The organism is Olsenella sp. AGMB03486 (genome assembly GCF_040884255.1).
GTDB classification, from domain to species: Bacteria; Actinomycetota; Coriobacteriia; order Coriobacteriales; family Atopobiaceae; genus Olsenella_L; species Olsenella_L kribbiana.
Window position 1 is genome coordinate 11543 of sequence record NZ_JBEVTM010000005.1, and the last position, 25517, is coordinate 37059.

20 protein-coding genes are annotated in these 25517 nt (G+C 62.0%); 3 read left to right on the plus strand and 17 right to left on the minus strand.

Going from position 1 to position 25517, the window contains the following annotated elements; translation table 11 throughout:
* Positions 1 to 55: 55 nt before the first annotated feature.
* The 16 genes from uvrC to ABVS03_RS03675 form a co-directional block, all read right to left on the minus strand.
* Positions 56 to 2047 (minus strand): excinuclease ABC subunit UvrC, encoded by a 1992-nt coding sequence (gene uvrC / locus ABVS03_RS03600; protein ID WP_368018079.1) that lies wholly within the window; start codon positions 2045 to 2047, stop codon positions 56 to 58.
* A 2-nt stretch (positions 2048 to 2049) separates the two neighbouring features.
* The gene (locus ABVS03_RS03605) at positions 2050 to 3189 is read right to left on the minus strand and encodes a peptidoglycan bridge formation glycyltransferase FemA/FemB family protein (RefSeq protein ID WP_368018080.1); all 1140 of its coding nucleotides are present in this window, start codon (positions 3187 to 3189) and stop codon (positions 2050 to 2052) included.
* Between the two features lie 103 nt (positions 3190 to 3292).
* The gene (hisI, locus tag ABVS03_RS03610; RefSeq protein WP_330971209.1) at positions 3293 to 3679 is read right to left on the minus strand and encodes a phosphoribosyl-AMP cyclohydrolase; all 387 of its coding nucleotides are present in this window, start codon (positions 3677 to 3679) and stop codon (positions 3293 to 3295) included.
* 9 nt (positions 3680 to 3688) lie between these two features.
* Complete coding sequence (gene hisF / locus ABVS03_RS03615; RefSeq protein ID WP_368018081.1) at positions 3689 to 4456, minus strand: imidazole glycerol phosphate synthase subunit HisF; 768 nt, start codon at positions 4454 to 4456, stop codon at positions 3689 to 3691.
* 2 nt (positions 4457 to 4458) lie between these two features.
* Entirely contained in the window at positions 4459 to 5202 is a 744-nt protein-coding gene (locus ABVS03_RS03620; RefSeq protein WP_368018082.1) for a HisA/HisF-related TIM barrel protein, read from the minus strand.
* Positions 5199 to 5867, minus strand: a complete 669-nt coding sequence (gene hisH, locus ABVS03_RS03625; protein WP_330971212.1) for an imidazole glycerol phosphate synthase subunit HisH — start codon at positions 5865 to 5867, stop codon at positions 5199 to 5201. The genes ABVS03_RS03620 and hisH overlap by 4 nt, the downstream gene beginning before the upstream one ends.
* 12 nt (positions 5868 to 5879) lie before the next feature.
* On the minus strand, positions 5880 to 6467 hold the full coding sequence (gene hisB / locus ABVS03_RS03630; RefSeq protein WP_368018083.1) for an imidazoleglycerol-phosphate dehydratase HisB: 588 nt from the start codon (positions 6465 to 6467) through the stop codon (positions 5880 to 5882).
* A complete protein-coding gene (gene hisC / locus ABVS03_RS03635) occupies positions 6468 to 7562 on the minus strand; it encodes a histidinol-phosphate transaminase (RefSeq protein WP_330971214.1) in 1095 nt (364 codons plus the stop codon). It lies immediately after the preceding gene.
* 2 nt (positions 7563 to 7564) lie between these two features.
* Entirely contained in the window at positions 7565 to 8956 is a 1392-nt protein-coding gene (gene hisD, locus ABVS03_RS03640; RefSeq protein WP_330971215.1) for a histidinol dehydrogenase, read from the minus strand.
* A complete protein-coding gene (hisG, locus tag ABVS03_RS03645) occupies positions 8956 to 10620 on the minus strand; it encodes an ATP phosphoribosyltransferase (protein ID WP_330971216.1) in 1665 nt (554 codons plus the stop codon). Before hisG ends, hisD begins: the two co-directional genes overlap by 1 nt.
* A 433-nt stretch (positions 10621 to 11053) precedes the next feature.
* Complete coding sequence (murJ, locus tag ABVS03_RS03650) at positions 11054 to 12694, minus strand: murein biosynthesis integral membrane protein MurJ (protein WP_368018084.1); 1641 nt, start codon at positions 12692 to 12694, stop codon at positions 11054 to 11056.
* Complete coding sequence (ybaK, locus tag ABVS03_RS03655) at positions 12694 to 13197, minus strand: Cys-tRNA(Pro) deacylase (protein WP_330971218.1); 504 nt, start codon at positions 13195 to 13197, stop codon at positions 12694 to 12696. The genes murJ and ybaK overlap by 1 nt, the downstream gene beginning before the upstream one ends.
* Positions 13184 to 16093 carry an excinuclease ABC subunit UvrA gene (gene uvrA, locus ABVS03_RS03660; protein WP_368018085.1) on the minus strand — a complete coding sequence of 970 codons (2910 nt, stop codon included), beginning with the start codon at positions 16091 to 16093 and terminating at the stop codon, positions 13184 to 13186. Before uvrA ends, ybaK begins: the two co-directional genes overlap by 14 nt.
* 179 nt (positions 16094 to 16272) lie before the next feature.
* Positions 16273 to 17019 carry a glutamine amidotransferase gene (locus ABVS03_RS03665; protein WP_368018086.1) on the minus strand — a complete coding sequence of 249 codons (747 nt, stop codon included), beginning with the start codon at positions 17017 to 17019 and terminating at the stop codon, positions 16273 to 16275.
* Complete coding sequence (locus tag ABVS03_RS03670) at positions 17006 to 18427, minus strand: MurT ligase domain-containing protein (RefSeq protein WP_368018087.1); 1422 nt, start codon at positions 18425 to 18427, stop codon at positions 17006 to 17008. Before ABVS03_RS03670 ends, ABVS03_RS03665 begins: the two co-directional genes overlap by 14 nt.
* A gap of 367 nt (positions 18428 to 18794) precedes the next feature.
* Positions 18795 to 19250 carry a YhcH/YjgK/YiaL family protein gene (locus tag ABVS03_RS03675; protein WP_330971222.1) on the minus strand — a complete coding sequence of 152 codons (456 nt, stop codon included), beginning with the start codon at positions 19248 to 19250 and terminating at the stop codon, positions 18795 to 18797.
* 188 nt (positions 19251 to 19438) lie between these two features.
* Here ABVS03_RS03675 and ABVS03_RS03680 point away from each other — a divergent pair, with 188 nt between their 5' ends.
* The 3 genes from ABVS03_RS03680 to ABVS03_RS03690 are packed head-to-tail and all read left to right on the plus strand — an operon-like array spanning position 19439 to position 23170.
* Positions 19439 to 20260, plus strand: coding sequence for an Mrp/NBP35 family ATP-binding protein (locus ABVS03_RS03680; protein ID WP_368018165.1), 822 nt, complete (start codon positions 19439 to 19441; stop codon positions 20258 to 20260).
* Between the two features lie 10 nt (positions 20261 to 20270).
* Entirely contained in the window at positions 20271 to 21512 is a 1242-nt protein-coding gene (locus ABVS03_RS03685) for an aminoacetone oxidase family FAD-binding enzyme (RefSeq protein ID WP_368018088.1), read from the plus strand.
* Positions 21509 to 23170: an NAD(P)/FAD-dependent oxidoreductase gene (locus tag ABVS03_RS03690; RefSeq protein WP_368018089.1), complete on the plus strand. Its 1662-nt coding sequence runs from the start codon at positions 21509 to 21511 to the stop codon at positions 23168 to 23170. Before ABVS03_RS03685 ends, ABVS03_RS03690 begins: the two co-directional genes overlap by 4 nt.
* 68 nt (positions 23171 to 23238) lie before the next feature.
* Here ABVS03_RS03690 and uvrB read toward each other — a convergent pair whose 3' ends face one another.
* The gene (gene uvrB / locus ABVS03_RS03695) at positions 23239 to 25494 is read right to left on the minus strand and encodes an excinuclease ABC subunit UvrB (RefSeq protein WP_368018090.1); all 2256 of its coding nucleotides are present in this window, start codon (positions 25492 to 25494) and stop codon (positions 23239 to 23241) included.
* Positions 25495 to 25517: the final 23 nt, after the last annotated feature.

The following is a 25517-nucleotide window of genomic DNA, read 5'->3' on the forward strand; positions in this document are numbered from 1 at the left end:
GTTTATCTAAATCGCTGATATAAAAGCTTTTCCGTTACAGACAATTGATGAATTGTTACTTGAGTTTTTCAGGCTTTTGCCCTTCATCCTCGGCGAGCTCCTGCTTTCTGGCTGCATTGTCCTCGTCGAAGGCCCGGAGCGTCTCGTATACCGCCTCTGCGACCGCCTTCGGGATGCCCGGCGTCTCGGCAAGCTCCTCGACGGAGGCGGCCTTGATCTTCTTGAGCGACCCAAAGCGACGCATGAGGGCACGCTTCCTCGTCGGCCCCACCCCTTCGATATCATCGAGCACGGATTTTGTCATAGCCTTGTCGCGGAGCTCCCTGTGGAACGTGATTGCGAAGCGGTGCGACTCGTCGCGGACGCGCTTGATGAGGTAGAGCGAAGGCGAGCCTGAAGGAAGGACGATCGGCGTCTCGTCCCAGGGGACGAAGACTTCCTCGTCGGACTTGGCAAGGCCGCAGCACGGGATATCGAGGCCCAAAATCTTGAGCTGTTCTATGGCAGCCGTGAGCTGGGGCTTGCCACCGTCGAGCACGAGCAGGTCCGGGCGAGATCCGAACTTCTTGTCTGCCATCGTCTTTGGCCCATAGCGGCGCGCAAGCACCTCGCTCATGGACACGAAGTCATTTGCCTCGGTGAGCGGCGTCTGGATCTTGAAGCGGCGGTACTGCGACTTGTCGGGGCGTCCGTTCGTGAAGACGACCATCGAGGCTACCGTGAAGTGGCCATGGATCGTCGAAATATCGAAGCACTCGATGCGCATGGGCGGCGCCTCGAGCGCAAGCGCGCTTTCGAGCTCGAGCAGTGCCTGGTTTGTGCGGTCATCCGCGTATCCGGTCCTTACCATGTAGCGGTTGAGCGCATGATGGGCATTCTGCTCTGCCATCTTGAGGAGATTGCTCTTCTCGCCTCTCTGCGGCCGATGAAGGCGGCAGATGTGCCCCCGCTTCTCCGTGAGCCACTGCGAGATGTTCTCCCCGTCAGGCAGCTCTATCGCGACATCGACCTCGGAGGGGATATCTGCAGTCTCGTCGTAGTAGCGCTTGATGAAGGACTCGGCAAGCTCGGTCTCGGAGACATCGAGGCCCTTGTCGAGGATGAATTCGACGGAACGGATCGTCCTGCCTTCGCGCACGACGAAGACGCAGGCGCATGAGATCGTCTCCTCGCGGTAGAACCCGACGAGGTCGAGGTTCACATCGGAGGCGAACATGACCTGCTGGCGTACATTGAGTGCTGAGAGCGACTCGAGCCGGTGCTTGAGCCTGCCTGCCCGCTCGAAGTCGAGGTCTGCTGCGGCTTCCTTCATCTGGCTCTTGAGCTCGTCGGTGATGCCGCTCCTCTTGCCCTGCAGGAACCTTTCCACCTGGTCCACGTTCTTCGCGTAGTCCACCGTGTCGACGGCGCCGATGCAGACGCCCGGGCCCTTGCCGACGTGGTAGTCGAAGCAGGGCCTGCCTTCGCGGGCCAGAAGCAGGTTCGCGACGTCTATATCGTCGGGATGCGCTTCGAGGATGCGCTTCGCGCGCTTCCACTCGACGCAGTTCGCAGAGCAGATCGGCACGACCTTGCGCAGCGTATCGACCGTTTCCCGTGCCGCATGGGCATCCGTATAGGGGCCGAAGTAGCGTGTCCCCTTGCGGTGGCGCTCGCGCGTGTATTTGATGGCCGGAAACGTATCGGATTCCGTGATGGCGATATAGGGGTAGGACTTGTCGTCCTTGAAGTCGACGTTGTAGTAGGGGTGGTACTGGGCGATGAGATTGCGCTCGAGCACGAGCGCCTCGTGCTCGTTCTCGACGACGATGTAGTCGAACGAGCGCACCTCCTGCATCATGAGCGGGATCTTTGCGCGGTCATCCGTCAGGTTGATGTACTGCCGCATGCGGTTGCGGAGGTTCTTTGCCTTGCCGACATAGATGACCGTGCCCTGGGCATTCTTCCAGAGATAGCAGCCAGGATCGGTGGGGACCTGGTCCACCTGGTCTCTCAGAGACGGCTCCCCATTGCGAGAGATGTCCCAGGGCAGAGGTGCGCGCGCCATGGCTATTTCCCGGACTCTTCCGACTTCTTCTCAGCGTTCTCGGCATCCGCCTCAGCGAGCTTCTCCGACTCATGCTTCGCCTTTTCGGCGTGAGCCTTCTCGAGCTCTGCCCTGTGCTTGCGCTCCGCCTCGTCCTCGGCACGCTTGCGGCGGGCGACAACGACGTCGCGTGCCTTCACGAGCAGCGCATAGAAGCCACGGCGGACCGGGATATCGCGGGAGGGGGCGACCTCTGCCGTCTCCTTCGTGAACTTGCACTTGAACTCATTGAGGCCGAGAAGCGACGGCGCGAAATCGGAGCCGATGCCCATCATGTCATACGACTCGATGCCCTTGTTCTTCGCGAGGTCGCAGCACTCGAAGTAGACAAGCTTGTCCGTCACATGCTGGCGCATATACTCATTCAAGGATGCTCCGTAGTAGCGCACGGCACGCTTGCCGGAAATCGTGACGATGGACCAGGTAGCGACCTTGCCGTCGACCCTGCCCGCATAGACGCGGCAGTGCTCGGGCCCGAGGAGACGGATCATGTCCTCGTAGTCGGAGATCGGTGCCGGCACAAAGCCATCGCGCTTGCCGGTCTCGACCATCACATCGTAGTAGTCCTGGAAGGACTTGGTCGCTGCCTCGGTCTCATCGGCGCAGACCGCCGGGCTCTCGCGCAGAGCCTTCCTCACATCGCGACGGCCACGCGGCTTCATGCGGGAGAGGATCGCGTCATCTCCGCCCGTGACATCGATGATCACGGTATGGTCATACGGCACGGTCGAAAGGGCAGGATGCGATTCTGCGATGTCGTGCACGAGGGCCATGCGGATGAAGACCTGCCTGCGGTCATGCTTGTGGAGATAGTCGGCAAGGGCCTCAGCAAGCTCCTCTTCCTCATCCTCTGTCGGCTCATGGAACCAGATGGGCCCATGAACGGCATTGAGGTAGTGGTAGCCATGCGTCTGGAAATCGAGGAACGAGCACACCGCTACGTCGGATCCGTCCACACTCGCCGCAAGCGCGCCCCAGGGCGTGCGTCCGGAAATCGTTGCCTGATACTTCGCCCAGATAGCGGACTGCTCGATTGGGAGCAGGACGTTCTGGCTCTTGACTTCCTCTTCGAGGCTGCCGAGCGAGATCTCGCGGATATCCATCGTGTAGGGGGCCTCCCTGTATCTGCTTTCTTCCTGAGCACACCATTCTAGCAGCGGAAAGCAGAAGATAGCTGCCCTGCATCAGATAAGCACGTGAAGGTCCTTACGCGATATCGCTCCTGAGCTCGCGGAAGAAGCAGCTTCTGTGGCCGGTATGGCAGGCAGGGCCCGGGGAATCCACCTCGTAGATGAGCGTGTCGGCATCGCAGTCGCAGAGCACGCGCTTGACCTCCTGCATGTTGCCGCTCGTGGCGCCCTTGTTCCAGAGCTCTGTGCGCGAGCGGGACCAGAACCAGGAGGTGCCAGTCTCGAACGTCTTCAGGAGCGCCTCCCTGTTCGCCCAGGCAACCATGAGGACCTCGCCCGTGTCCCACTGCTGCACGACGACGGGGATGAGCCCATGGGAGTCGTATTTCAGCGCATCGAGATCGAGCTTTGTCTCCTGAACAGGCTCTCCTGCATAGCTTCTTGCGGCATAGCCTTCTGCCATCGTGTCCTCCTAGAAGTCCAGACGCACCGGGATGCCCTGGGTCGCGAGATACTCCTTCACCTGGCGCACGGTATAGGTGCCGAAGTGGAAGACGCTCGCGGCGAGCACGGCATCCGCCTCGCCGTCGATGATGCCCTCGGCAAAGTGCTCGAGCGTGCCGACACCGCCCGAAGCGATGACCGGAATCGGGACAGCACGTGCCACCGCGCGCGTGAGCGGGATATCGAAGCCATCCTTCGTGCCATCGCGGTCCATGCTCGTAAGCAGGATCTCGCCGGCACCACGCCTCGCTGCCTCTTCTGCCCAGGCGACGGCGTCGATGCCTGTCGGCAAGCGTCCGCCGTTCAGGTAGACCTCCCACCTGTCGCCCTTGCCGACCTGCTTTGCGTCGATTGCGACGATGACGGCCTGAGAGCCGAATGCCTCTGCCGCAGCCGTGATGAGGCCGGGCTCGCGCACGGCAGCGGAGTTGATCGAGACCTTGTCGGCACCTGCGGCGATCATCGTGCGGCAGCCTGCGATGTCGCGGAAACCGCCGCCGACCGTATAGGGTATGCGGAGCTCTGAGGCTGCACGCGAAGCCAGGTCGATTGTCGTCTTCCTGTTGTCGGACGTCGCCGTGATATCGAGGAAGACGACCTCGTCTGCACCCTCGCGGTCATACTTTCTTGCCAGCTCGACCGGATCTCCTGCGTCGACGAGGTCGACGAAGTTCACGCCCTTTACGACACGGCCGTCCTTCACATCCATGCAGGGAATGACTCGTTTGCACAGCATGGCTACTCCTCACCTCGGGAAGCTGCAAGAGCCTCTTCCAGCGTGAATGCGCCTTCGTAGAGGGCCCTGCCGCAGATGGCTCCCTCGATTTTGTCCGGCCCGAGCGCAGCCAGCGCCCTGATATCGTCGATGCGGGCGATGCCGCCCGAAGCCACGACCGGAAATCCTGCGACCTCGGCGATATGCGCATAGGCGGCCGCATCGATGCCGGTCTGCATGCCGTCACGGGCGATATCGGTAAAGACGAGATGACGGAATCCGAGACCAGAGAGATGGCGCGCGAGCTCGTCAGCAGAGAGCTTCGCATCATCCCGCCAGCCCGAGACCTTGACCTCGCCGTCCTTTGCCGCTATATCGGCCACGACCGCGTCTCCATACTCCTTGGCAGCTGCCTCGGCGAAGGCCGGATCGCGCACAAGCGCCGTGCCGATCGCGACACGCCTGACGCCGAGCGCAAGAAGCTCCTCGATGTCATGAAGGGACCGGATGCCGCCTCCCGCATCGACCGAGATGCCAGGCGTCTTGCAGATGGCCGCAAGGGCACGCCTGTTGGCAGAAAGCGCCTCCTCGTCCTCGCCAAAGGCACGGGAGAGGTCGACGACGTGGATCCAGGAGGTCCCTGCCTCCCTGAACTCCTCGGCGACGCCGGCAGGGTTCTCGCTGTAGACGTCCATATGGGCACGGTCGCCCTTCTGGAGCCGCACGACCTTGCCACCGACCAGATCTATCGCAGGAAAGAGGATCACCGGACTCCCCCTTCTTCGACGATTCTGATGTAGTTCTCGAGCATGCGGAGACCTACCCTCGAAGACTTCTCCGGGTGGAACTGGACGCCGAAGATGTTGCCCTTCCAGATCGCAGAGGCAAAGGCACGCGCATAGAACGTCTTGCCTGCGATGACAGAAGGATCGGTATCCTCGTCGAGCGCATAGGAGTGCGTGAAGTAGACATTGGCACCTTCAGGCACACCTTCGAAGAGCGGGCAGGCAGCACCGTGCTCTGTGAGATGCAGCTGGTCCCAGCCGACATGCGGCACCTTGAGGCGGCTCGACTCGAGACGGGTCGCAGAGCCCTTGATGAGAGCAAGGCCGGAAACCCAGCGTCCGCTATCCGCAGGCTCTGCCACGCGCTCGTCACCGCGCTCTGAGAGGAGCTGAAGCCCCAGGCAGATGCCCAGAAGCGGCACGCCACGCTCGACCGCATCCAGCACGGCATCCTTCTCGCCGCTCTCCTCGAGGTAGATCATCGCGTCCTCGAAGGAGCCGACACCGGGGATGATGAGGCCAGAGGCGGAGGCAATCTTCTTCGGTTCGTCCGTTATCTCGGCGTCGCCGCCTGCCTCGGTGGCAGAGCGGACGACGGAGAGCAGGTTTCCTTTGTGATAGTCGACGACGGCAATGCGTCTGGGCATAGCATGCCTCCTCTAGAGCGTGCCTTTGGTCGAAGGGATGCCGGTCACACGCGGGTCGGACTCGACGGCAGACCTGAGTGCCCTCGCGCAGGACTTGAATGTGGCCTCGATGATGTGATGGGCATTCGAGCCACAGAGCTCACGAAGGTGCAGCGTGATCCCTGCCTGGCGGGCAAAGCCGCAGAAGAACTCCTGGGCAAGCTCTGTATCGAAGGTCCCCACCTTGTCAGGGCCGATCGGCACATCCCAGAAGAGCTCTCCTCTGCCAGAGATATCGAGGGCGCACTGGATGAGCGCCTCATCGAGCGGCACAGCACAGTCCGCAAAGCGGCGGATGCCGCGCTTGTCGCCGAGCGCCTGGGCAAGCGCCTGGCCGAGTGCTATGCCGGTATCCTCGACCGTGTGGTGGTCATCCACCCACGTATCGCCCTTGACCGCGATATCCATATCGATCAGGGAGTGGCGGGAGAGCGCCGTCAGCATATGGTCGAAGAAGCCCACGCCTGTATCAATCGTGGATGCTCCTGTCCCATCGAGATCGATCCTGATCTGGATATCGGTCTCGCCGGTCTTGCGTGCCACTTCGGCAGTGCGTCCCATCTAGGCCTCCCTTGAGAGCAGCGCCTCGAGCGCTGCGACAACTGCTTCGTTCTCCGTATGCGTGCCCACCGTAATCCTGAGACAGTCCTCGAGGCCCGGCATCGCCGAGAAGTTCCTCACGAGGATCGAGAACTCGTCCCGAAGCGCTGCCCACTTCTCAGCTGCCTTGGGCACCCGCACGCAGAGGAAGTTCGCAGAGCTCGGCCACACATGCACGCCCGGAAGCTCCGAGAGCGCCTCTGTGAGCCATCCACGTTCTTTCACGATATCGTCGATGGCCGCATCGAAGGCACCAAGCTCATGAAGGCATGCAAGCGCCGCTGCCTGGCTGAACGAGTTCACGGAGTAGGGCTGGCGCACGGCGACCAGGGCATCGAGCACGTCAGGGGCACCCAGGAGATAGCCGATCCTGCCGCCTGCAAGGCAGAGCGCCTTCGAGAAGGTGTGGAGCACGATCAGGTTGTCGCACTCGTCGAGCAAGGGGGCAGCGCTCATGCCGGCGGGCGCGAACTCGCCGTATGCCTCATCGGCGAGGACGATGCCCGGGCAGGCTTCGCAGATGCGCTTCACATCAGCGGGAGCCATACAGTCTCCTGTCGGGTTGTTCGGCGAGGTCAGGACCACAAGCGAGGCAGTCTTTGCAGCCTCGACGAGCCCGTCCACATCAGGCAGGAGCGTCACCGGATCGCGCGGCACCTCGACGACCGGCGTCTCGACCATCTCGGCGTAGAGCTTGTAGACAGAAAACGTCGGCGGGCATGTCACCATGGTGTGCCCGGCGCCTCCAAAGGCGAGGAACAGGTTGAAGAGCGCCTCGTCGCCGCCATTCGAGACAAGCACCTGCTCGGGCGTCACCTCATGCCACTCGGCAAGGGCCTCCCTGAGCTCAGGAGCCAAGGGTGCCGGATAGCGGTTCACGACGACATGCGCCAGCGCCGCCTGCACGGAGCGCCTGACCTCTTCAGGCATCCCATGCGTGTTCTCATTGGCAGAGAGGTTGATGCGTACCGGCGTGAAGCCGGGATCGTACGGCTCGAGATCGGCGACACTCGGACGGGCGAGCGCACGCACACGGGGAGAGAGTCCTTTCCCCATGGCTACTCCCCCAGAGGCACGCGGCCAGGGGTGGAAAGCTTCGTCGGCCAGGCAATTTCCTGCGCCCCGGCAAAGGCAGCATCGGCGTCAGCGATGTGGTCCTGGCCTTCCTCGACGAGCTTCCTCCTCAGTCCTGCCGAAAGGGCATGTGCCCAGAGGCCTTCCGCTTCTGCCATGGCCTGGGTTGCCGGGGCATCTGCCATGAGGCCCTGGGGCGTATAGGAGATGACGGAAGAGCGCTTCTGGAAGTCGTAGACCCCAAGAGGATTCGAGAAGAGCGCCGTGCCACCGGTCGGCAGCGTGTGGTTCGGGCCTGCGACGTAGTCTCCCAGAGGCTCGGAGCTCCAGGGACCGCAGAAGATGGCGCCAGCGTTCTTGATCTTGCCGAGGATCGAGAAGGCCTCCGGCACATGGAGCTCGAGGTGCTCAGGGGCGATCACATTGACGGAGTCGATGGCAGCGTCGAGCGAAGGCGCAATCACGATCTGGCCACGGTTGTCGAGGCTTGCCTTCGTGATCTCGGCACGCGGACTCTCCTTGAGAAAGCCATCGATTGCAGCAAGCACCCTGTCCGGCAGCTCCGGCGCATCTGTCACGAGGTAGCACGCAGCCATCGGGTCGTGCTCTGCCTGTGCCATGAGGTCGGCAGCGACGATCACAGGATCTGCCGTCGAGCCGGCGAGGACGCAGACCTCGGAGGGGCCAGCCACCATATCGATGCCGACATCGCCCGAGACATAGCGCTTCGCAGCGGCCACATAGGCATTGCCCGGACCGACAATCTTCGCGACCTTCGGGATGGACTCCGTGCCATAGGCAGCAGCAGCGATGCCCTGGGCACCGCCGACAGCGTAGACCTCGTCGACCCCTGCGATGGCGGCAGCGGCGAGCGTATAGGCAGAGAGCGTGCCATCCTTCTGGGGCGGCGTCAGCATGATGACACGCTCGACGCCTGCAACCTTTGCCGGGACCGTGTCCATGATGACGGTAGAGGGATACTGGGCGCGTCCTCCCGGAACGTAGACGGCAACAGAGGGCACCGGCGTGACCTTGACGCCCAGGATCGTGCCATCAGGCCTCGTCTCGAACCAGGAATCCTCGCGCTCGTGCTCGTGGAACTCGCGCACCTGCGCATAGGAGCGCTTCACGGCCTCGACGAAGCGCGGATCGACTTTCTCGAGCGCGCCTTTGACGGCCTCGTCGGGCACGCGGAAGCTCTTGGGGCAGGCACCATCGAACTTGAGACAGAAGTCGCGGACAGCCGCATCGCCGCGCTCGCGCACCTCGTCGACGATTGCCTGGGCAGACTCCATGACCTCCTTCGGCAGGGCACCTGTCCTCTTCAGGTCAGCATTGGTGAGGGTCTCTCCCTCGGACAGCACGATCTTCCTCATTATTCCTCCTTGCTGGCTGCAGCCGCGAGGCGGTCAGCCAGGGAACGTATGCGGGCATCGGAGCGATAGGCAGCAGGGCCTGCGAAGAAGCGGGCACTGCACTCGAGCACGTCGTCGACAATCTCGAGGTCGTTCTCCCTGAGCGTCGTGCCCGTCGCCGTGATATCGACGATGCGGTCTGCCATGCCGACAATCGGGCCAAGCTCGATGTTGCCGTGGAGCGGCAGAATCTCGACCTGCCGGCCGATACGGTCATAGTACGCCTGCGTGATGTGGGGGTACTTCGTTGCAACGCGCTCGTAACCGCGCCAGGCATAGGCACGGTCGGTCTTGCCGGCAGCGCTTCTCGGCTCTGCGACGACGAAGCGGCAGGCACCGTAGCGCAGGTCCACAAGCTGCAGGAGCTCGACCTGGGCCTCGAGGATCGAGTCGTTACCGCAGATGCCGCAATCGGCACCACCATAGCCCACGAAATACGGGGCATCCTGGGCACGGACGATCACATAGTCGACCCCGTCCTCATGCACGATGAGGCGGCGTCCCGGGTCCTTGAGCCCCTCGACCGGAAGCCCAGCCTTCTCGAGCAGCTTCACGGTATCGCCGAAGAGCGATCCCTTCGGCACGGCAATGCGGATCGGACGCTCTGCCAGGCGCACGCCCGGCGTCACGACGCCGGTATCTCCCATCTCGCCCAGGACCTCCTGGAGACGCTCGAGCGAGAGGGCGAAGCCGCAGGCGCAGGTATCGGGCATGCCGAGGTTCTTGAGGACTGCATCGTAGCGGCCGCCGGAAGCAAGGGATGCGGCGATGCCTTCCGAATAGGCCTTGAAGATGATGCCCGTGTAGTAGTCGAATGAGTTGATGATCGAGAAGTCGAAGGCAAGCTCCCCTGCCTGGGCAAGGTCGGAAAGCGATGCCACGAGGGCCCTGAGCTCAGAGGTGCCTCTTCCCTCCTGGGGGACACCGGCACCATCCAGGAGCTCGTCGAGCGCATCGATCGTCTCAGCTCCGCCATTGAGCCTTGGCAGCTCGTGGAGCGCACGTGCCGCCTCGGACGCAAGCGAAGAGGCTGCGACAAGCTCATCCAGGCTCACAAGATCGCTCTCATGGACGAGGGCAAGCGCCTGCTTCGCGAATGCCTCATCCGGTGCGCAGGTCTGGAGCAGCGCCTTCAGGGGCGAGACAGAGCCGCAGACAATCTTCCAGGCCGGCACATGGAGGGCCTGGAGCACCTCGCCCAGAAGGGAGACGACCTCGGATTCTGCCTTCACGTCGTCTCCGCCGATGAGCTCGACGCCGAGCTGCGTGAACTGGCGCGGCTGGCCCTTGAGGCTTGCACGCTCGCGCACGACAGGCGCCACATACCTGAGGCGTGCCGGCAGCTGCCCTGCCGCGAACCTTGCTGCTGCCATGCGCGCGATCGGCAGCGTGAGATCGGGCCTGAGCACGAGGAGCTCGTCGTCCTCCGCGTCGAAGAGCTGGAACGGCAGGTTCTTGATGCGTCCTGCCTCCTCGAGGGTATGGCGGTCTTCGAGAAGCGGCGTCTCGACCGGAAGATAGCCATGGCTCGCGAAGCAGCTCCTGACTGCGTCGCAGATTCGCTCGCGCGCCAATGCCTCCTTCGGCAGGATGTCGCGGAATCCTTGGGGTGTACCGCTCAGCACGATGTCGCTCCTTCATGTCCAGGATGCTTCTGCATCCATCTTGTCTGCTGGTGGCACTTTAGCACACTAAAGTGCTTGCCGCAGCGAGGACGCCGCTCTGTAACGTAGCGGCAATGGAGCGTGCCTGCCCATCCTGGAGCCCGGCCTATTTCCCCAGATACTTCTTCAGCGCCTGGATTGCGAGAATCAGCAGGTAGAAGACAAGGACCATGAAGACGATGACGGGAATCCAGATGAGGGCAGAGAGTCCTCTGAAAAGAGATCAAGGAGCATGGCACATCTTCTCCGGCAAGCGTGGGCTCTTGGGTTCTGTCCCGCATGGTACCAAGCAGGCAAAGGCCGAGATCTCACCTGTGCCATTGTTTCGGCAGATGCAGCGAGGCCCCCGCCAAGCGGAGGCCTCGAAATCGTTTCGATGCTATCTGGCTGTTCTCTACCTGCGCAGGCGTGCCGGCAGGAAGCGGTCCATGAGGCGGCCGATTGCATCAGCCTCAGGGATCTTCAGGGCGACCGCTCCGCCGTAGGTCACGATCAGGGCCGGGATGCCGCCGATGACGGAATAGAGGATGCCCTTGAGCATCGAGCCGTCCGTGGGGCCGAAGAAGTGTCCGAGGAGCTGGAGGATGAGGAAGGCAGCGACAGCGCCTGCGGCACCGAGTGCGAGCGAGCGCACGGCAGAGACTGCCATATGGCGGATGCCGACACCGCCGATCCGGTGATGGAGCTCCATGAAGGCCACGATATCGACGATCACATAGAAGACCGTGTTGCCCCAGGCCGAGCAGTTGAGGCCGTATCTCGGCGTCGCGACCATGAGGTAGATGACCTCGACGACGCCGGCCACGATGTTGGCAACAGCGAAGAGCATCATATGGCGCATCGAGGAGCAGATCTTCTGGAGATAGATATAGACGCCGTAGAGCGGAAGCGAGAACGCAAGGGCGATGAGGAAGCTCGCCGTCATCTCGATCTCATCAGCAGAGAAGCTCCTGCCTGCCATCACGGTAATCAGGGGCGTCGAGAACACGATCAGGAAGAGCATCATCGGGATCAAGAGGAACAAGATCTTGCTTGTGCCGGACGAGATGCCGCGCCTATATCCCGTCATATCGTGCTTCGCATAGAGGTCTGAGAGCTCTGTGAACATGGCCGTCGTGATTGGCACGCAGAGAATCGAATACGGCAGCGTATACCAGATGCGGGCATAGTAGGCGACCGAGGAGCCGGAGACCGAAGACTGCATCTCGCAGGATGTCTGCACGGAGGACGTGACGAACATCACGATCGTGCAGAGAAGCGACGGGATGCCGATGGAGAGCGTGTCCTTGATGGCAGGATCGTGGAGGTCGATCTTGAAGTGGATGCGCACGCCCATCTTGTGGAGGCTCGGCAGCTGCACGAGGAGCTGCACGGCAACGCCCAGAGGGTTGCCGAGCGCCAGGATCAGGAGCGCCAGCCCCTGGTTCGTGGGAACGAGCCAGGCATAGAGCACGAAGGAAGCGATCGTCACGAAGTTGTTGAAGATCGGCGCTGCCGTGCTCCAGAAGTACTCGCGTTCGGCATTTAGGATGCCGGAGACGACGGTCGAGAGCGAGTAGAGCATGATCTCGATTGCGAAGAAGCGGAAGAAGTAGACCGAGAGGTCGAAGTCGAACTCCTTGGTCGCCGAGAACGTCTGCGTCCACACGACCGGCGCCGCGAAGATGATGCAGAGGATGGAGAGGCCGCCCATGATGAGGAGGATGAGCGAGAAGAGGTTCGAGGCGTAGGCATTGGCACCTTCGCGTCCGAGCTTGCGCTTCACGTTCATGTAGACAGGCAGGAATGCCGTGACGAGCATGCCGCCCATGACAAGCTCATAGAGCAGATTCGGGAGGTTGTTCGCGATTGTGTAGCACGAGGCGAGCATCGTGACGCCGACGGCATATGCCTGCGCCCAGGTGCGGAAGAAGCCCGTGATACGCGAAATCATCACGAGCACGCTCATCATTGCAGACGAGCGGCCTACCGACTCGGCAAGCGCCTCTTCCTCGTCAGTCTGCTGCTCCTCGATGTCCATTTCTCTGTTCTCCATCATCGCCCTTCCTGCACGATATCGACGAAGCGTGCGTCCAGGAACTTGGCCAGGGGCTCCGGTGCCACGATGAGGCCGACGCCACGCTTCCCGCCCGAGATGCCGATCTCATCGAAGAGTTCGGCCGTCTCGTCGATCAAGGTCGGGAACTTCTTCTTCATGCCGACAGGGGTGCAGCCGCCACGCACATAGCCCGTGACGCTCTCGAGCTGCTTTATCGGCATGAGCTCGAGCGACTTCTCCCCTGCTGCCGCTGCTGCCTTCTTGAGGTCGAGCTCTTCTGCCACAGGTATGCAGCACACGACGTGGTCCCGTGTCGGCGAGACGCAGACAAGCGTCTTGAACTGGCTCTCGGGGTCTGCCCCGACCTCTTCTGCCATGCGGACGCCGAGTCCTCTCGAGATATCCTCTTCACCCTCGACGACCTGCACCCTATAGGGGATGTGTGCCTGGTCGAGCTCGCGCATCGCATTCGTCTTGACCTGCCCCTCACGCTTCGACATCTGCTGCATCCTCCTTCTCCATGCGTGCCCGGTCGCGCGCAAGGATCGGCGCAAGATAGCGTCCGGTATACGATTCTTTGACCTTCGCGACCTCTTCGGGCGTGCCATAGGCAACGACCGTGCCACCCCCATCGCCGCCTTCAGGGCCCATATCGATGAGACGGTCCGCCATCTTTATGACGTCCAGATTGTGCTCTATCACAAGGACCGTGTTGCCGGCATCCACCAAACGCTCCAATACCTGAACAAGCTGGCGCACGTCCTCGAAGTGGAGACCCGTCGTCGGCTCGTCGAGGATATAGAACGTCCTGCCTGTCTGGACACGCTGGAGCTCCTTGGCAAGCTTCACGCGCTGTGCCTCGCCGCCGGACAAGGTCGTTGCCGGCTGTCCCAGGTGCACATAGCCCAGGCCCACATCGAAGAGCGTCTCGAGCTTGCGGCGGATCTTCGGGATGTTCTGGAAGAATGAGAGCGCCTCTGTGACCGTCATGTCGAGGACATCGGCAATGGACTTGCCGTTGTACTTGACCTCCAGGGTCTCCCTGTTGTAGCGCTTGCCATGGCAGACATCGCAGGGTACATAGATGTCAGGCAGGAAGTTCATCTCGATCTTGATCTGGCCATCGCCCTTGCAGGCCTCGCAGCGGCCTCCCGGCACGTTGAAGCTGAAGCGCCCTGCGCTGTAGCCTCGGGCACGGCTCTCAGGCGTCGAGGCAAAGAGCCGCCTGAGATCGTCCCAGAGGCCGATATAGGTGGCCGGGTTCGAGCGCGGCGTGCGCCCGATCGGGCTCTGGTCGATATCGATGACCTTGTCGATGCACTTCCTGCCATCCTCGTCCTCGAGCCCCTCGAGCGTACGGTAGGGGCCGACAGGACGCTTCGAGTGCTGGATGATGTTCGTCAATGCTGGTGCCAGGGTATCGGTCACAAGCGATGACTTGCCCGATCCCGAGACGCCCGTCACGACCGTGAAGGTACCGTATTCGACCTTGACCTTCACGTTCTTGAGATTGTTCGCGCGGCAGCCCGTGATCTTGAGGGCACCGCGTCCAGGATTCCTGCGCTCCTTCGGAAGGCGGATCATGCGCTTGCCGGTGAGGTAGGCGCCCGTAAGCGACTTCTCGTCTGCCATGATCTCTTCCGGCGTTCCTGCCGCCACGACGTGGCCTCCGAGCTCGCCGGCACCCGGACCCATATCGATCACATAGTCGGCAGCACGGATCGTATCCTCATCGTGCTCGACGACGATCACGGTATTGCCCTGGTCGCGCAGGCTCTTGAGCGTTGCGATCAGGCGGTCGTTGTCGCGCTGATGGAGGCCGATCGAGGGCTCATCGAGGATATAGAGGACGCCCATGAGGCCGGCGCCGATCTGGGTGGCCAGGCGGATGCGCTGCGCCTCGCCGCCGGAAAGCGTCGCCGAGGCACGCGAGAGCGTCAGGTAGTCGAGACCGACGTTCACGAGGAAGCGCAGGCGTGCGCGGATCTCCTTCACGATCGGCCCGCCGATCACCTCATGGCGCTCATCGAGCTTGAGATGATCGAAGAAGTCGAGCGCCTCCTTGCAGGAGAGATCGCAGAGCTGCTTGATGCTGAGGTCTCCCACCGTGACTGCCAGATACTCAGGCTTCAGGCGTGCGCCGTGGCAGGTCGGGCAGGGCTCTTCGCGGATGTACTTCTCGAGGTGTGTCCTCATGGTCTCAGACGTCGTCTCCTGGTACTTCTCGAAGAGGATCGTCCTCACGCCTGAGAACTTCGTGAGCCAGCTCGTGTCGCGCCCATCGAGCGTGCGGTAATCGACACGGATCTTCTTGTCTCCCAGGCCATCGAGCAGCGCATTCTGGGCCTTGCGGGGCAGCTCGTCCCACGGCGTATCGGCAGAGACGCCGATATAGTCGCAGACTGCACGCAGGATCTGCGGATAGTAGTTCGAGCGGTTGAAGAGGCTTCCGAAGACGCCCTGGGCAACGGAGAGATGCGGATCCTCGATGAGCGAGCGTGCATCGACCGTCTTCTTGAAGCCGAGGCCATCGCAGTCAGGGCAGGCGCCATAGGGCGCATTGAACGAGAAGTCGCGCGGCTGCAGGTCGTCGATCGAGTGGCCATGGATGGGGCAGGCAAGCGCAAGCGAGTACTGCAGGAGCTCTTCCGGCATGTGCTCGGGGTCTTTCCTGTCGGCAAGCAGGAGCACGCCGACCTTGCCGGAGGCGAGCTTCGTCGCCTGCTCGACGGCCTCGGCGATGCGGCCGAGGGAGTTCTCGCGGATCACGATGCGGTCGACAACGACCTCGATCGTGTGCTTGATCTTCTTGTTGAGCACGATCTCTTCGGTGAGCTCATGCACCTCGCCGTCGACGCGGACGCGGGAGAAGCCTTCCTTTGCAAGGTCCTGGAAGAGCTTCTGGTACTCGCCCTTGCGGCCAAGGACGACAGGCGCGAGCACAAGCGCACGCCTTCCCTGCCCGGCTGCCAGCACCTTGTCTGCGACCTGGTCCGTCGTCTGGCGCTCGATGACACGTCCGCACTCGGGGCAGTGCGGCACGCCGACGCGGGCATAGAGCAGGCGCAGGTAGTCATAGATCTCCGTGACGGTGCCGACGGTCGAGCGCGGATTCTTCGACGTCGTCTTCTGGTCGATGGAGACAGCCGGCGAGAGGCCTTCGATTGAGTCCACATCGGGCTTGTCCATCTGGCCCAGGAACTGCCGGGCATAGCTCGAGAGGCTCTCGACGTAGCGCCTCTGGCCTTCTGCATAGATCGTGTCGAAGGCAAGAGACGACTTGCCGGAGCCCGAGAGGCCGGTGATCACGACAAGCTTGTCGCGGGGAATCGTCACATCGACGTTCTGCAGATTGTGCTGCCGGGCACCGCGAATGACGATGGAATCTGATGCCATGCTTCCAACCTTCTATCCAAACGGCAGCAGGAACTGTCAGTCCCTGCTGCTGAAGAGCAGTCTTCACCCATCTCGAGATGGATACATCCATGGTAGCAATAAGGACCCCGCCCCGAACCTCCAAGGTCCGAAGCGGGGTCCCGAAACCCGCATGCCACCAAAGAACCAACAAGAAATGGCTATATCGTGAGATGCATCCCCGGCATACGGAACGTGCGCACGCGCGTGTCATGGGCAGCCCGTGCCTCCTCCTCGAAGGCAAGGGAAGCGTCCTTCTCCCCCATCTCGTCCAGGAGCCAGCGCACGAAATCGGGATTCTCCGGCAGGAGCGGACCTATGATCCAGGTAGCGATGAGGCCGCCCCGTCTCCAGCCTTCGAGCTTCGTCTCGACGTTGAGGCCGAATCCCACCTCGTCCTCGCAGAAGAAGCAGGACTCGTTGTGCCCTTCCATCTGCGTGAACTGTGCCTTGAAGCCGGCAATCTCGATAGGGTCTTCCCCCGGTGCCGGCACGAACGTGCCGAGCACGACATCGAGGTAGCGCTTCGGCATGTTCCGGTGCGTCGTGAAGCTGAAGAGGTCGAGTGCAGGGTTCGTCGTGCCGTCCGGATCCACGATCCAGGTGCCGAGGAGCTCGGCTGCGCTTCCACAGAAGAGCATGGGGACGCCACTATCGGCCAGCTCGGCGAGCCTCTCCTTATAGGGCATGAGCTCCTTGACCGATATGTCCTGCTGCTGCTCTGTCATGTTGCAGCAGAGGATGAAGGAGGGCACGTGCTCTGCGAAATAGGGCACATCTCCCCTATGCGTATGGATGAAGCGGGCATCGGGCAGGCAGGCTCTGAGATACATCTCGTTGCCATTGTCTCCGCCCTGGTTTCCGAACTCCGGAAAGAGGACTTCGATCGTCGTATCAGCGCTCACCATCTGCCTCCTCGATCCTTTTCGCCAGGGCATCTGCTGCCTTGCTCGCGATGCCGACATTCGAGACGGCAAAGGCGATGTAGGTCGCATCGGCTTCCATCGGATGCACGGCATTGACGGCATCCTCCCAGCCTGCGACCTTTGTGATCTTCTCTGCCGGCACGCCTGCCAGCCGCAGGCGCAGCGCCTGCTCATCTGCCGTCGCGCCGACGAGCACGATCTCCTTCACGGATGGATCGTCCAGGAGCTCATAGTCCGTGAGATAGAGCCAGCCCGGGTATTCCACTTCATCGGCATTCTCTGCCATGTGTCCATCGGAAAGGAGCATGATCAAGGCCTTCGTGCCCGGCTCCGACATGACGGTCTGAAGCGCGACCGAGGTGGCTGTGCCGTTCTCCCCCTTCGAGGCGATTGTCACGATGCGCCTGTCGCAGACGCTGCGTGCCTGGTAGCGCTCGGTCGTGATGTTGATGCCATGCTCGAGCGAGTGCGCAATCTCCTCGGCAGAAAGCCCCATCTCGCGCACGGCGACGATAGCGGCAAGCAGGTTGTATGCGTTCGTGATCGAGAGCGACTGAAGATAGTACTCATGCGCAGGCGACCCCTCGTGGCAGCGCTCCTCTATCGTCAGGAGATGCTTCTCGTGGTCAATCTTCGTGAGCACATAGTCGGGCTCGGGATTCGTGTAGCCGCAGGACGTGCAGCGTGCATGGCCGAGATGGCGGAAATGGGCGTAGTCATACTCGAGCCTGCCGCCACAGACCGGGCAGGCCGGCAGGTCGCAGACGATGCCCTGGGGCTCCTTCGTATCCTCGGGCTGAGGGGCTATCGCATAGTAGACACGGCTCTTCGTCTGCGGTGCCATGCGGCAGGAGATGAGGTCGTCTGCATTGAGGACAAGGCGCGTATCCGGCGAGATGTTCCTGCTCATGACCGAAAAGACATAGTCGGGATTTGCCGAGCGCGTGAATGTGTCCGAGTAGAGGTTCGTCACGACGACGAGCTCCGGGTCCACATAGGGCATGACCTCATTGAAGCAGATCTCGTCGAGCTCCATGACAGCCGTATCGGCACGTGGATGGCCGCCCGCGTCAGCATTGGCAATGAGCGTCGAGGCGATGCCGGTACCGATATTGCCGCCCTCGCGGTTCGTCACGAGCATCCGCCCGTTATCGAAGAGGATATCGGCGATAAGGTTCGTGGTCGTCGTCTTGCCATTCGTGCCGGACACGAACACGAGGTGCTCCGGCATCGGGATATGTGCAAGGAAGTCTGGATCCACCTTCTCGGCAACGACGCCGGGAAGCTGTCCTCCCACATGTCCGGTCTTCCTGAGCACGCCGCGCACAAGCTTCGAGGCTGCCAGCGCGCAGCGGAATCTGATGGGGGAACCCATGCGTGATGCGGCCACGTTCTTGCTCCTTTGCCTAATCGCCTCCAGCGCAGAGAGTCCAGGGCATGTCTTGGCCACAGCCATGCTGCCTGGTCCCGCGCATCGTCTGCACCACCCTGCCCAGATGCGTTCCCGGAGAGCGGACAATCTTTTCATTATTTCTTAATGGTACCTTAAGATGCATCCTGTGCCCACCCAGAAAGGCATCGTCCAGAGTAATTCGGCAAGATTGCCTTTCCGCAGTTCAATTCAGCACCTTCCTCCCCTGGGCGTAAACATGGTACAGAGAGCCTTCGGCTTTCTCCTCATGCCAAAGCATGAGAGGCATGAGAAAGCCCCCGCCCAAAGGCAGGGGGGCCAAAGACGCTGGATTCTGTGTCGTACGCTACAGGGCGACCTTCACAACGACCTTGCGTACATGCTCGGGACCTGCAAGGGCACATCCTGGCTTGTGTGCCTCCTCGGGACCCAAGATCATGAGCTCGCCTGCATGGAGCGGAACCCACGAGCAGGCCTTTGGCTCGTCGTAGAGGCAGAAGTCGGATGCCTCGTCGAACTCCTGGAGTGCCTTGACGCCTTCGACCGGCGTAACGGCAATGGCCTCCTCGCCCGAGATGATGTATTGGATATCGAAGTAGCGCCTGTGCGCCTCATAGTGCTTCTGGGCTGCCGGCACCGTATCGTATTCCTGGACGTTCGCGAATACCTCGTCGCCTGCGACCTCATGCTTCCCGAGCGGAAGTGCGCTGAGGTCGTTCTGGCGCAGGAAGGCATAGGCCTTCTGGAATCGCTCGTTCGAAAAGTCGTAGCGGTCGACATAGCCAAGCGTTGCTGCAAGCATGCTCAATCCCTTCAGACGGATGCATTGCCTCCCATTATGCACCCAGAGGCGGCTTTTCAGGCACCGCAAGCATGGTGAAAGGGCCGTGCGGGGTATGATAGGTGGGAAACAGCATTTACCTAAGAGAAAGGCGCACCATGCCGCTTTCACCTGAAGAGGAACAGCAGATACGCGAAGAGATGGGCCAGATGCACGAAGATGCACCCCAGGCCGAGCAGGGACCCCAGATCTTCCCGCTCAACGAGAACTCGAACATCAAGCATGTGATCGGTGTCATCTCCGGCAAGGGAGGCGTCGGCAAGTCGCTCGTGACCGGCATCCTGGCCACCGAGCTTGCCCGTCACGGTGCCTCTGTCGGCATCCTCGACGCCGATATCACCGGCCCCTCGATCCCGAAGATGTTCGGCCTCGCCGACGATATGGTCACCGCTGACGGAAACAACATGGTCCCGTGCGAGACCGCGAACGGCATGAAGGTCATGTCGACAAACCTCCTGCTCGAGCACAACGATGATCCGGTGCTCTGGCGTGGACCCATCCTCGCTGGCGCCCTCCAGCAGTTCTGGGGCCAGACGAACTGGGGCAACCTCGACTTCCTGCTCGTCGATATGCCTCCAGGAACCGGTGACGTAGCCCTCACCGTCTTCCAGTCCCTCCCAATCGAGGGTGTCATCATCGTCTCCTCGCCGCAGGACCTCGTCCAGATGGTCGTCGGCAAGGCCGTGAAGATGGCATCGATGATGGAAGTGCCGTGCCTCGGCCTCGTCGAGAACATGGCCTATCTCACCTGCCCGCACTGTGGCGAGAAGATCGAGCCGTATGGCCCGAGCCGCGCCGAGGAGACTGCAAAGCGCTACGACCTCGACTTTTTGGGCCAGCTGCCGATCGATCCTTCCTTCGCGCAGATGTGCGATGCCGGCAGGATGGAGCAGGACCTCCCCGACGGCCTCATCCCCGATGCGATTGCCGCGATCGTCGCCTCTGCGACCGTGATGGACGCACTGAAATAGAAAGGCTCCCATGGCAGGAGGCAGAAGACAGAAGACCGCACGCTCGCAGCTGCGCGAGCGTGCCCTCGATGCTGCGATGAAGGTGGCACCGCCAAAGATTGCAGATGTCTGCGTGGTCGGCGGCGGCGCCTCAGGCCTTGCCTGTGCCATCACGGCAGCAGAGGAAGGCGCCTCAGCATGCGTCCTCGAAGAAGCCCTCGAGTGCGGCCGCACGATTCTGGCGACCGGCAACGGACGCTGCAACTTCACAGCGGCAGATCTTGCTCCCTCCTTCTACAACCACCCCGATTTCGTCGAGTCAGCCGTCGGGCAGGACATGGCAGATGAGGTCTTCGCCTTCTTCCTGGCATCAGGCATGGCATGGACGGCAGACGACACCCGCTGCTATCCCCTCTCGAGGCAGGCAGCATCTGTGCGCGATGTCCTTCTTGCCCGCGCCCAGCGTGCAGGAGTCCTGCTTCTGCCAGGACGCGGTGCCAAGAAGCTTGAATCCCAGGGCAAGGGCTGGAAGGTCTCGTTTTCAGGCGAGGCCGGCGAAGGTGCGCTTCTAGCCTCCTGCGCCATCCTTGCAGGCGGCGGACACCTGGCCGAGACGCTTGTGCCACAGCTTCCCCGCATCGCACCGGAGCCCATCCTCTGTCCGCTTGCGCTCAAGGGGCTTCCGCTTGAGGCCCTCGACGGCAGGCGTGCCCATGGCAGAGCCACGCTTCTGCGCGGAGCAGAAAAGATCGCCGAAGAAGCAGGGGAGTTCCTATTCAGGCCCTATGGACTCTCCGGCATCGCTGTCTTCAATCTCTCACGGCTGGCCGAACCAGGCGATACACTCGCTCTCGACCTCGCGCCGGATTATGCCGCATCGCAGCTGTCCCGCCTCATCCGCCTGGCACATACCGCGGAAGGCGTCTCAGACCCACGCCTTGCAGAGCTCCTCTGGAAACGTGAAGGCGGAGATCCCGACCGCATCGCGCAGGCGCTCAAGGCCCTTTCCTTCACGGTCGAAGGACGCACAGATACCGGACATGCTCAGGTCACGCGCGGCGGCCTTGCCATCTCTTCATTCGCGCCGACCCTTGAAGCAGATCCTGCCCTTGCCGGCTCCCGTGGCCTTTTTGCCTGCGGCGAGGCGCTCGATATCGATGGGCCCTGCGGAGGATACAATCTGGGCTGGGCCTGGACCTCGGGCATGAAGGCCGGAACAGAGGCTGCCAAAGCCGCCCGAGAGATCCGAACTAGAAAGGAGCGCTCCCTGTGATCGAAATCTCAAACATAGCAATACCTCTGGGAACGCTGGATGGGACCGTCGAGTCCGAAAAGCACATCGTCGAGCAGCATGTGCTGAAGAAATACCATCTCACGAAGGCACAGATCGCCTCGTTCGAGCTCAGGCGCCGCTCGATCGATGCCCGCAAGAAGTCGGATGTCCACCTGATGTTCACGGTGCGCATCGCGCTTGTGGGCGGCAAGGAGAAGGAGCGTGCTTTCCTGCGCCGTCTTGCCCACCACCGCCAGGACAGAAACGTCCGCACGGTCGACGAGGTGCCGCCCCGCTTCCCGCAGCGGCATACCTCGACGCTCGATGAGCGCCCGATTGTCGTCGGGGCCGGATGCGCTGGCCTCTTCTGTGCCCTCACGCTTGCAGAGGCAGGCCTCTCCCCGCTTCTGATCGAGCGTGGAGATGACGCGGAGCGAAGGACCGCGCGGGTCAGCCGCTTCAATGAGACCGGCCTCCTCGATACAGAGAGCAACATCCAGTTCGGCCTTGGAGGCGCCGGCACCTTCTCTGACGGCAAGCTCCAGACCGGCACGAAGAGCCCGCTCCATAGGCTGATACTTGAGACCTTCGTCGAGGCAGGAGCTCCCGAGCGCATCCTCTGGGACGCAAAGCCCCATGTCGGCTCCGACATCCTGCCCCATGTGGTCACGAACATCGTGCACCGCATCGAGGAAGCAGGCGGCGAGGTCCGCTTCCGCTGCAGGCTTGATGACATCTACCTTGCCCAGGATGGCTCGATCTCAGGCATCCATGTGACGCAGGAGCATGAAGGCATCGAGCGCGGCGAGGATATCGCAGCGCATGAGGTCGTGCTTGCCTGCGGCCATTCGGCCCGCGATGTCCTCGAGCTCCTCCATAAGAAGCAAGTAACGCTCGAGCGCAAGACCTTTGCCATGGGTGCCCGCATCGAGCACCTCCAGGCACAGATAGACAAGGCGCAGTATGGACCTGCTGCAGGACACCCCGCACTCGGCGCTGCCCCCTACAAGCTCGTGAGCCACCTGCCTTCCGGCAGGAGCGCCTTCAGCTTCTGCATGTGCCCGGGCGGCTATGTGGTTGCCGCAGCCAGCGAGGAAGGCGGCGTCTGCACGAACGGCATGAGCCTCTCCGACCGCGCCGGCACAAATGCGAATGCCGGCATCCTTGCGAATGTCTTTCCCGAAGACCTTCCCGGAGACGACCCTCTCGCAGGGCTGTCGCTCCAGCGTTCCTGCGAGAGGAAGGCATTCGAGCTTGGCGGGGGCGCCTATCAGACACCGGCACAGCTTGTCGGCGACTTCCTCAAAGGCCAGCCATCGTCAGCAGCAGGCACCGTCCAGCCGACCTATCCGCGCGGCGTCACCTGGGGTACGATCGAGCCAGCTCTTCCTCCCTACATCGCAGAGACCCTGCGTGCTGCGATTCCGCAGATGGGCAAGCACCTCAAGGGCTTCGATGTGGCAGATGCCGTGCTCACCGGCGTCGAGACCCGCTCCTCTTCTCCGGTGCGTGTCGTGCGCGAGAAGGATGGCCAGTCCGTCTCTACAAGAGGCCTCTGGCCCTGCGGCGAGGGTGCAGGCTATGCAGGCGGCATCATGAGCGCAGCAGCAGATGGCATCAGCTGCGCCGAGCACCTGATACGCGAGATCAGGGAATAGGGCACAGAAAGAACTGACAGATGTGAAGCGGGGGCAGCGCGTGCTGCCCCCGCTCTTTTCTGCATCTTCTAATGCTTGCGCGGTCCCCGGTAGCGGCGCCTTGTCGCATGCTCGGAGCCCTTCCGGGCACCGGCCTTGAGGCGGCGCATCACATCCTCCTCGGTCGTGTGCTCGACGAGCGCCTTCACCTGGACGAGCTGGTCGCGCACGCGCGCTGCCTCCTCGTAGTCCATGGACTCGGAGGCTGCTGCCATCTCTTCCTGGAGGGTCGAGATGAGGCGCTCGACCTCGGTACGCGGCAGCTTTTTCAGGTCCTCCGTGAGCTGCTCTTCTGTCATGGCAGGAGCATCTCCTGCTTCAGATCCTGCCGGCGTGAAGAAGACGCCGTCCTTCCTCTCCTTCGTATCGAGCGTATCGTGCGCCTCTGCCAGGAAGGCCGAGATATCGTTGATCGCCTTGCGCACGGTATGCGGCTCGATATGGTGCTCCTCGTTGAACTTCTCCTGGATCGAGCGGCGCCTCCTCGTCTCGTCGATGGCCTCGCGCATCGAGTCCGTGATCTCGTCTGCGTACATGATGACCTCGCCCGAGACGTTTCTGGCGGCGCGTCCCATCGTCTGGATCAGCGACCTTCTGTTCCTGAGGAAGCCTTCCTTGTCGGCATCGAGTATTGCGACGAGCGAGACCTCGGGGATATCGAGGCCCTCGCGCAGGAGGTTGATGCCGACAAGGACATCGATCTTGCCTTCGCGGAGCTCGCGGATGATGCGGACACGGTCGAGCGTCGCTGTATCGGAGTGCATGTAGTTGACCTTGATCCCCTCGTCGAGGAGATGGTCGGTCAAGTCCTCTGCCATCCGCTTCGTGAGCGTCGTCACGAGCACGCGCTCCTTCTTTGCCGTACGCTCCTTGATCTCGCTGATGAGGTCGTCAATCTGGCCGCGGACCGGACGCACCTCGATCTTCGGATCGAGAAGGCCGGTCGGCCTGATGATCTGCTCCACCGTCTGCTGCGAGACCTGCTCCTCGTAGTCTCCCGGCGTCGCCGAGACATAGATGAACTGCGGGATGCGCTGCTCGAACTCGTCGAAGCGCAGTGGGCGGTTGTCGAGAGCGGATGGAAGCCTGAAGCCATGCTCGACGAGCGTGACCTTGCGCGAGCGGTCGCCTTCATGCATGCCGCGGATCTGCGGCACCGTGACATGGGACTCGTCGATGATGCAGAGCATATCGTCCGGGAAGTAGTCGATGAGCGTATAGGGCGGCTCGCCCGGCTTTCTGCCATCGAGGTGGCGCGAGTAGTTCTCGATGCCATTGCAGTAGCCCATGTTCTCGAGCATCTCGAGGTCGTAGGACGTGCGCTCCTTCAGGCGCTGTGCCTCGAGGAGACGGTTGTCTGCCTTGAGCGCGGCGAGACGCTGCGTGAGCTCGTCGTTGATGGTCTTGAGTGCGTGGTTGATCTTCGGGCGCTCTGTCACGTAGTGCGATGCCGGCCAGATGGGGATGGCATCGAACTCGCGGATGACCTCGCCCGTGACCTTGTCGATCTCGGCTATGAGCTCGACCTCGTCGCCGAAGAACGAGATCCTCAAAGGATTCTCTGCATAGGGCGGCCAGACATCGACCGTGTCTCCCCTTACGCGGAACGTGCCGATCGAGAGGTCGAGGTCGTTTCGGTCGTACTGGATATCGATGAGGGAGCGTATGAGGTCGTCGCGCTCGAGCGGCTCCGACTTGTCGATGTTCGGAGCGAGCCCTGCATAGTCCTGCGGAGACCCGATGCCGTAGATGCAGGAGACGGACGCCACGACGATCACATCACGGCGGGAGAGCAGGCTCGAGGTCGCCTGGTGGCGGAGCTTCTCCACCTCCTCGTTGATCGAGGCATCCTTCTCGATATAGGTATCGGACTGCGGCACATAGGCCTCAGGCTGGTAGTAGTCGTAGTAGGAGACGAAGTAGACGACGGCGTTGTTCGGGAAGAGCTCCTTCATCTCGCCTGCCACCTGCGCCGCAAGCGTCTTGTTCGGCTCCATGATGAGCGTGGGCTTGTTCACGGCCTCGATCGTCTTTGCCATCGTGAACGTCTTGCCCGATCCCGTGACGCCCAGAAGCGTCTGATAGCGAAGGCCGCGCCTCACGCCGTCTGCCAGCTTCTCTATGGCCTGGGGCTGGTCTCCTGCCGGCTCATAGGGCGAGACGACCTCGAGCTTCGAGGAGTCTGCACCGAGACCGAATCGCTTCAGCTCGGCACCGAAGCGCTCGCGCGCCTCCTTCGAGCCGGCAAGCGGCTCTGAGAACTGATCTTCATCCTTGTCTGCCATCATGACCTCCTGCAGCTATCATA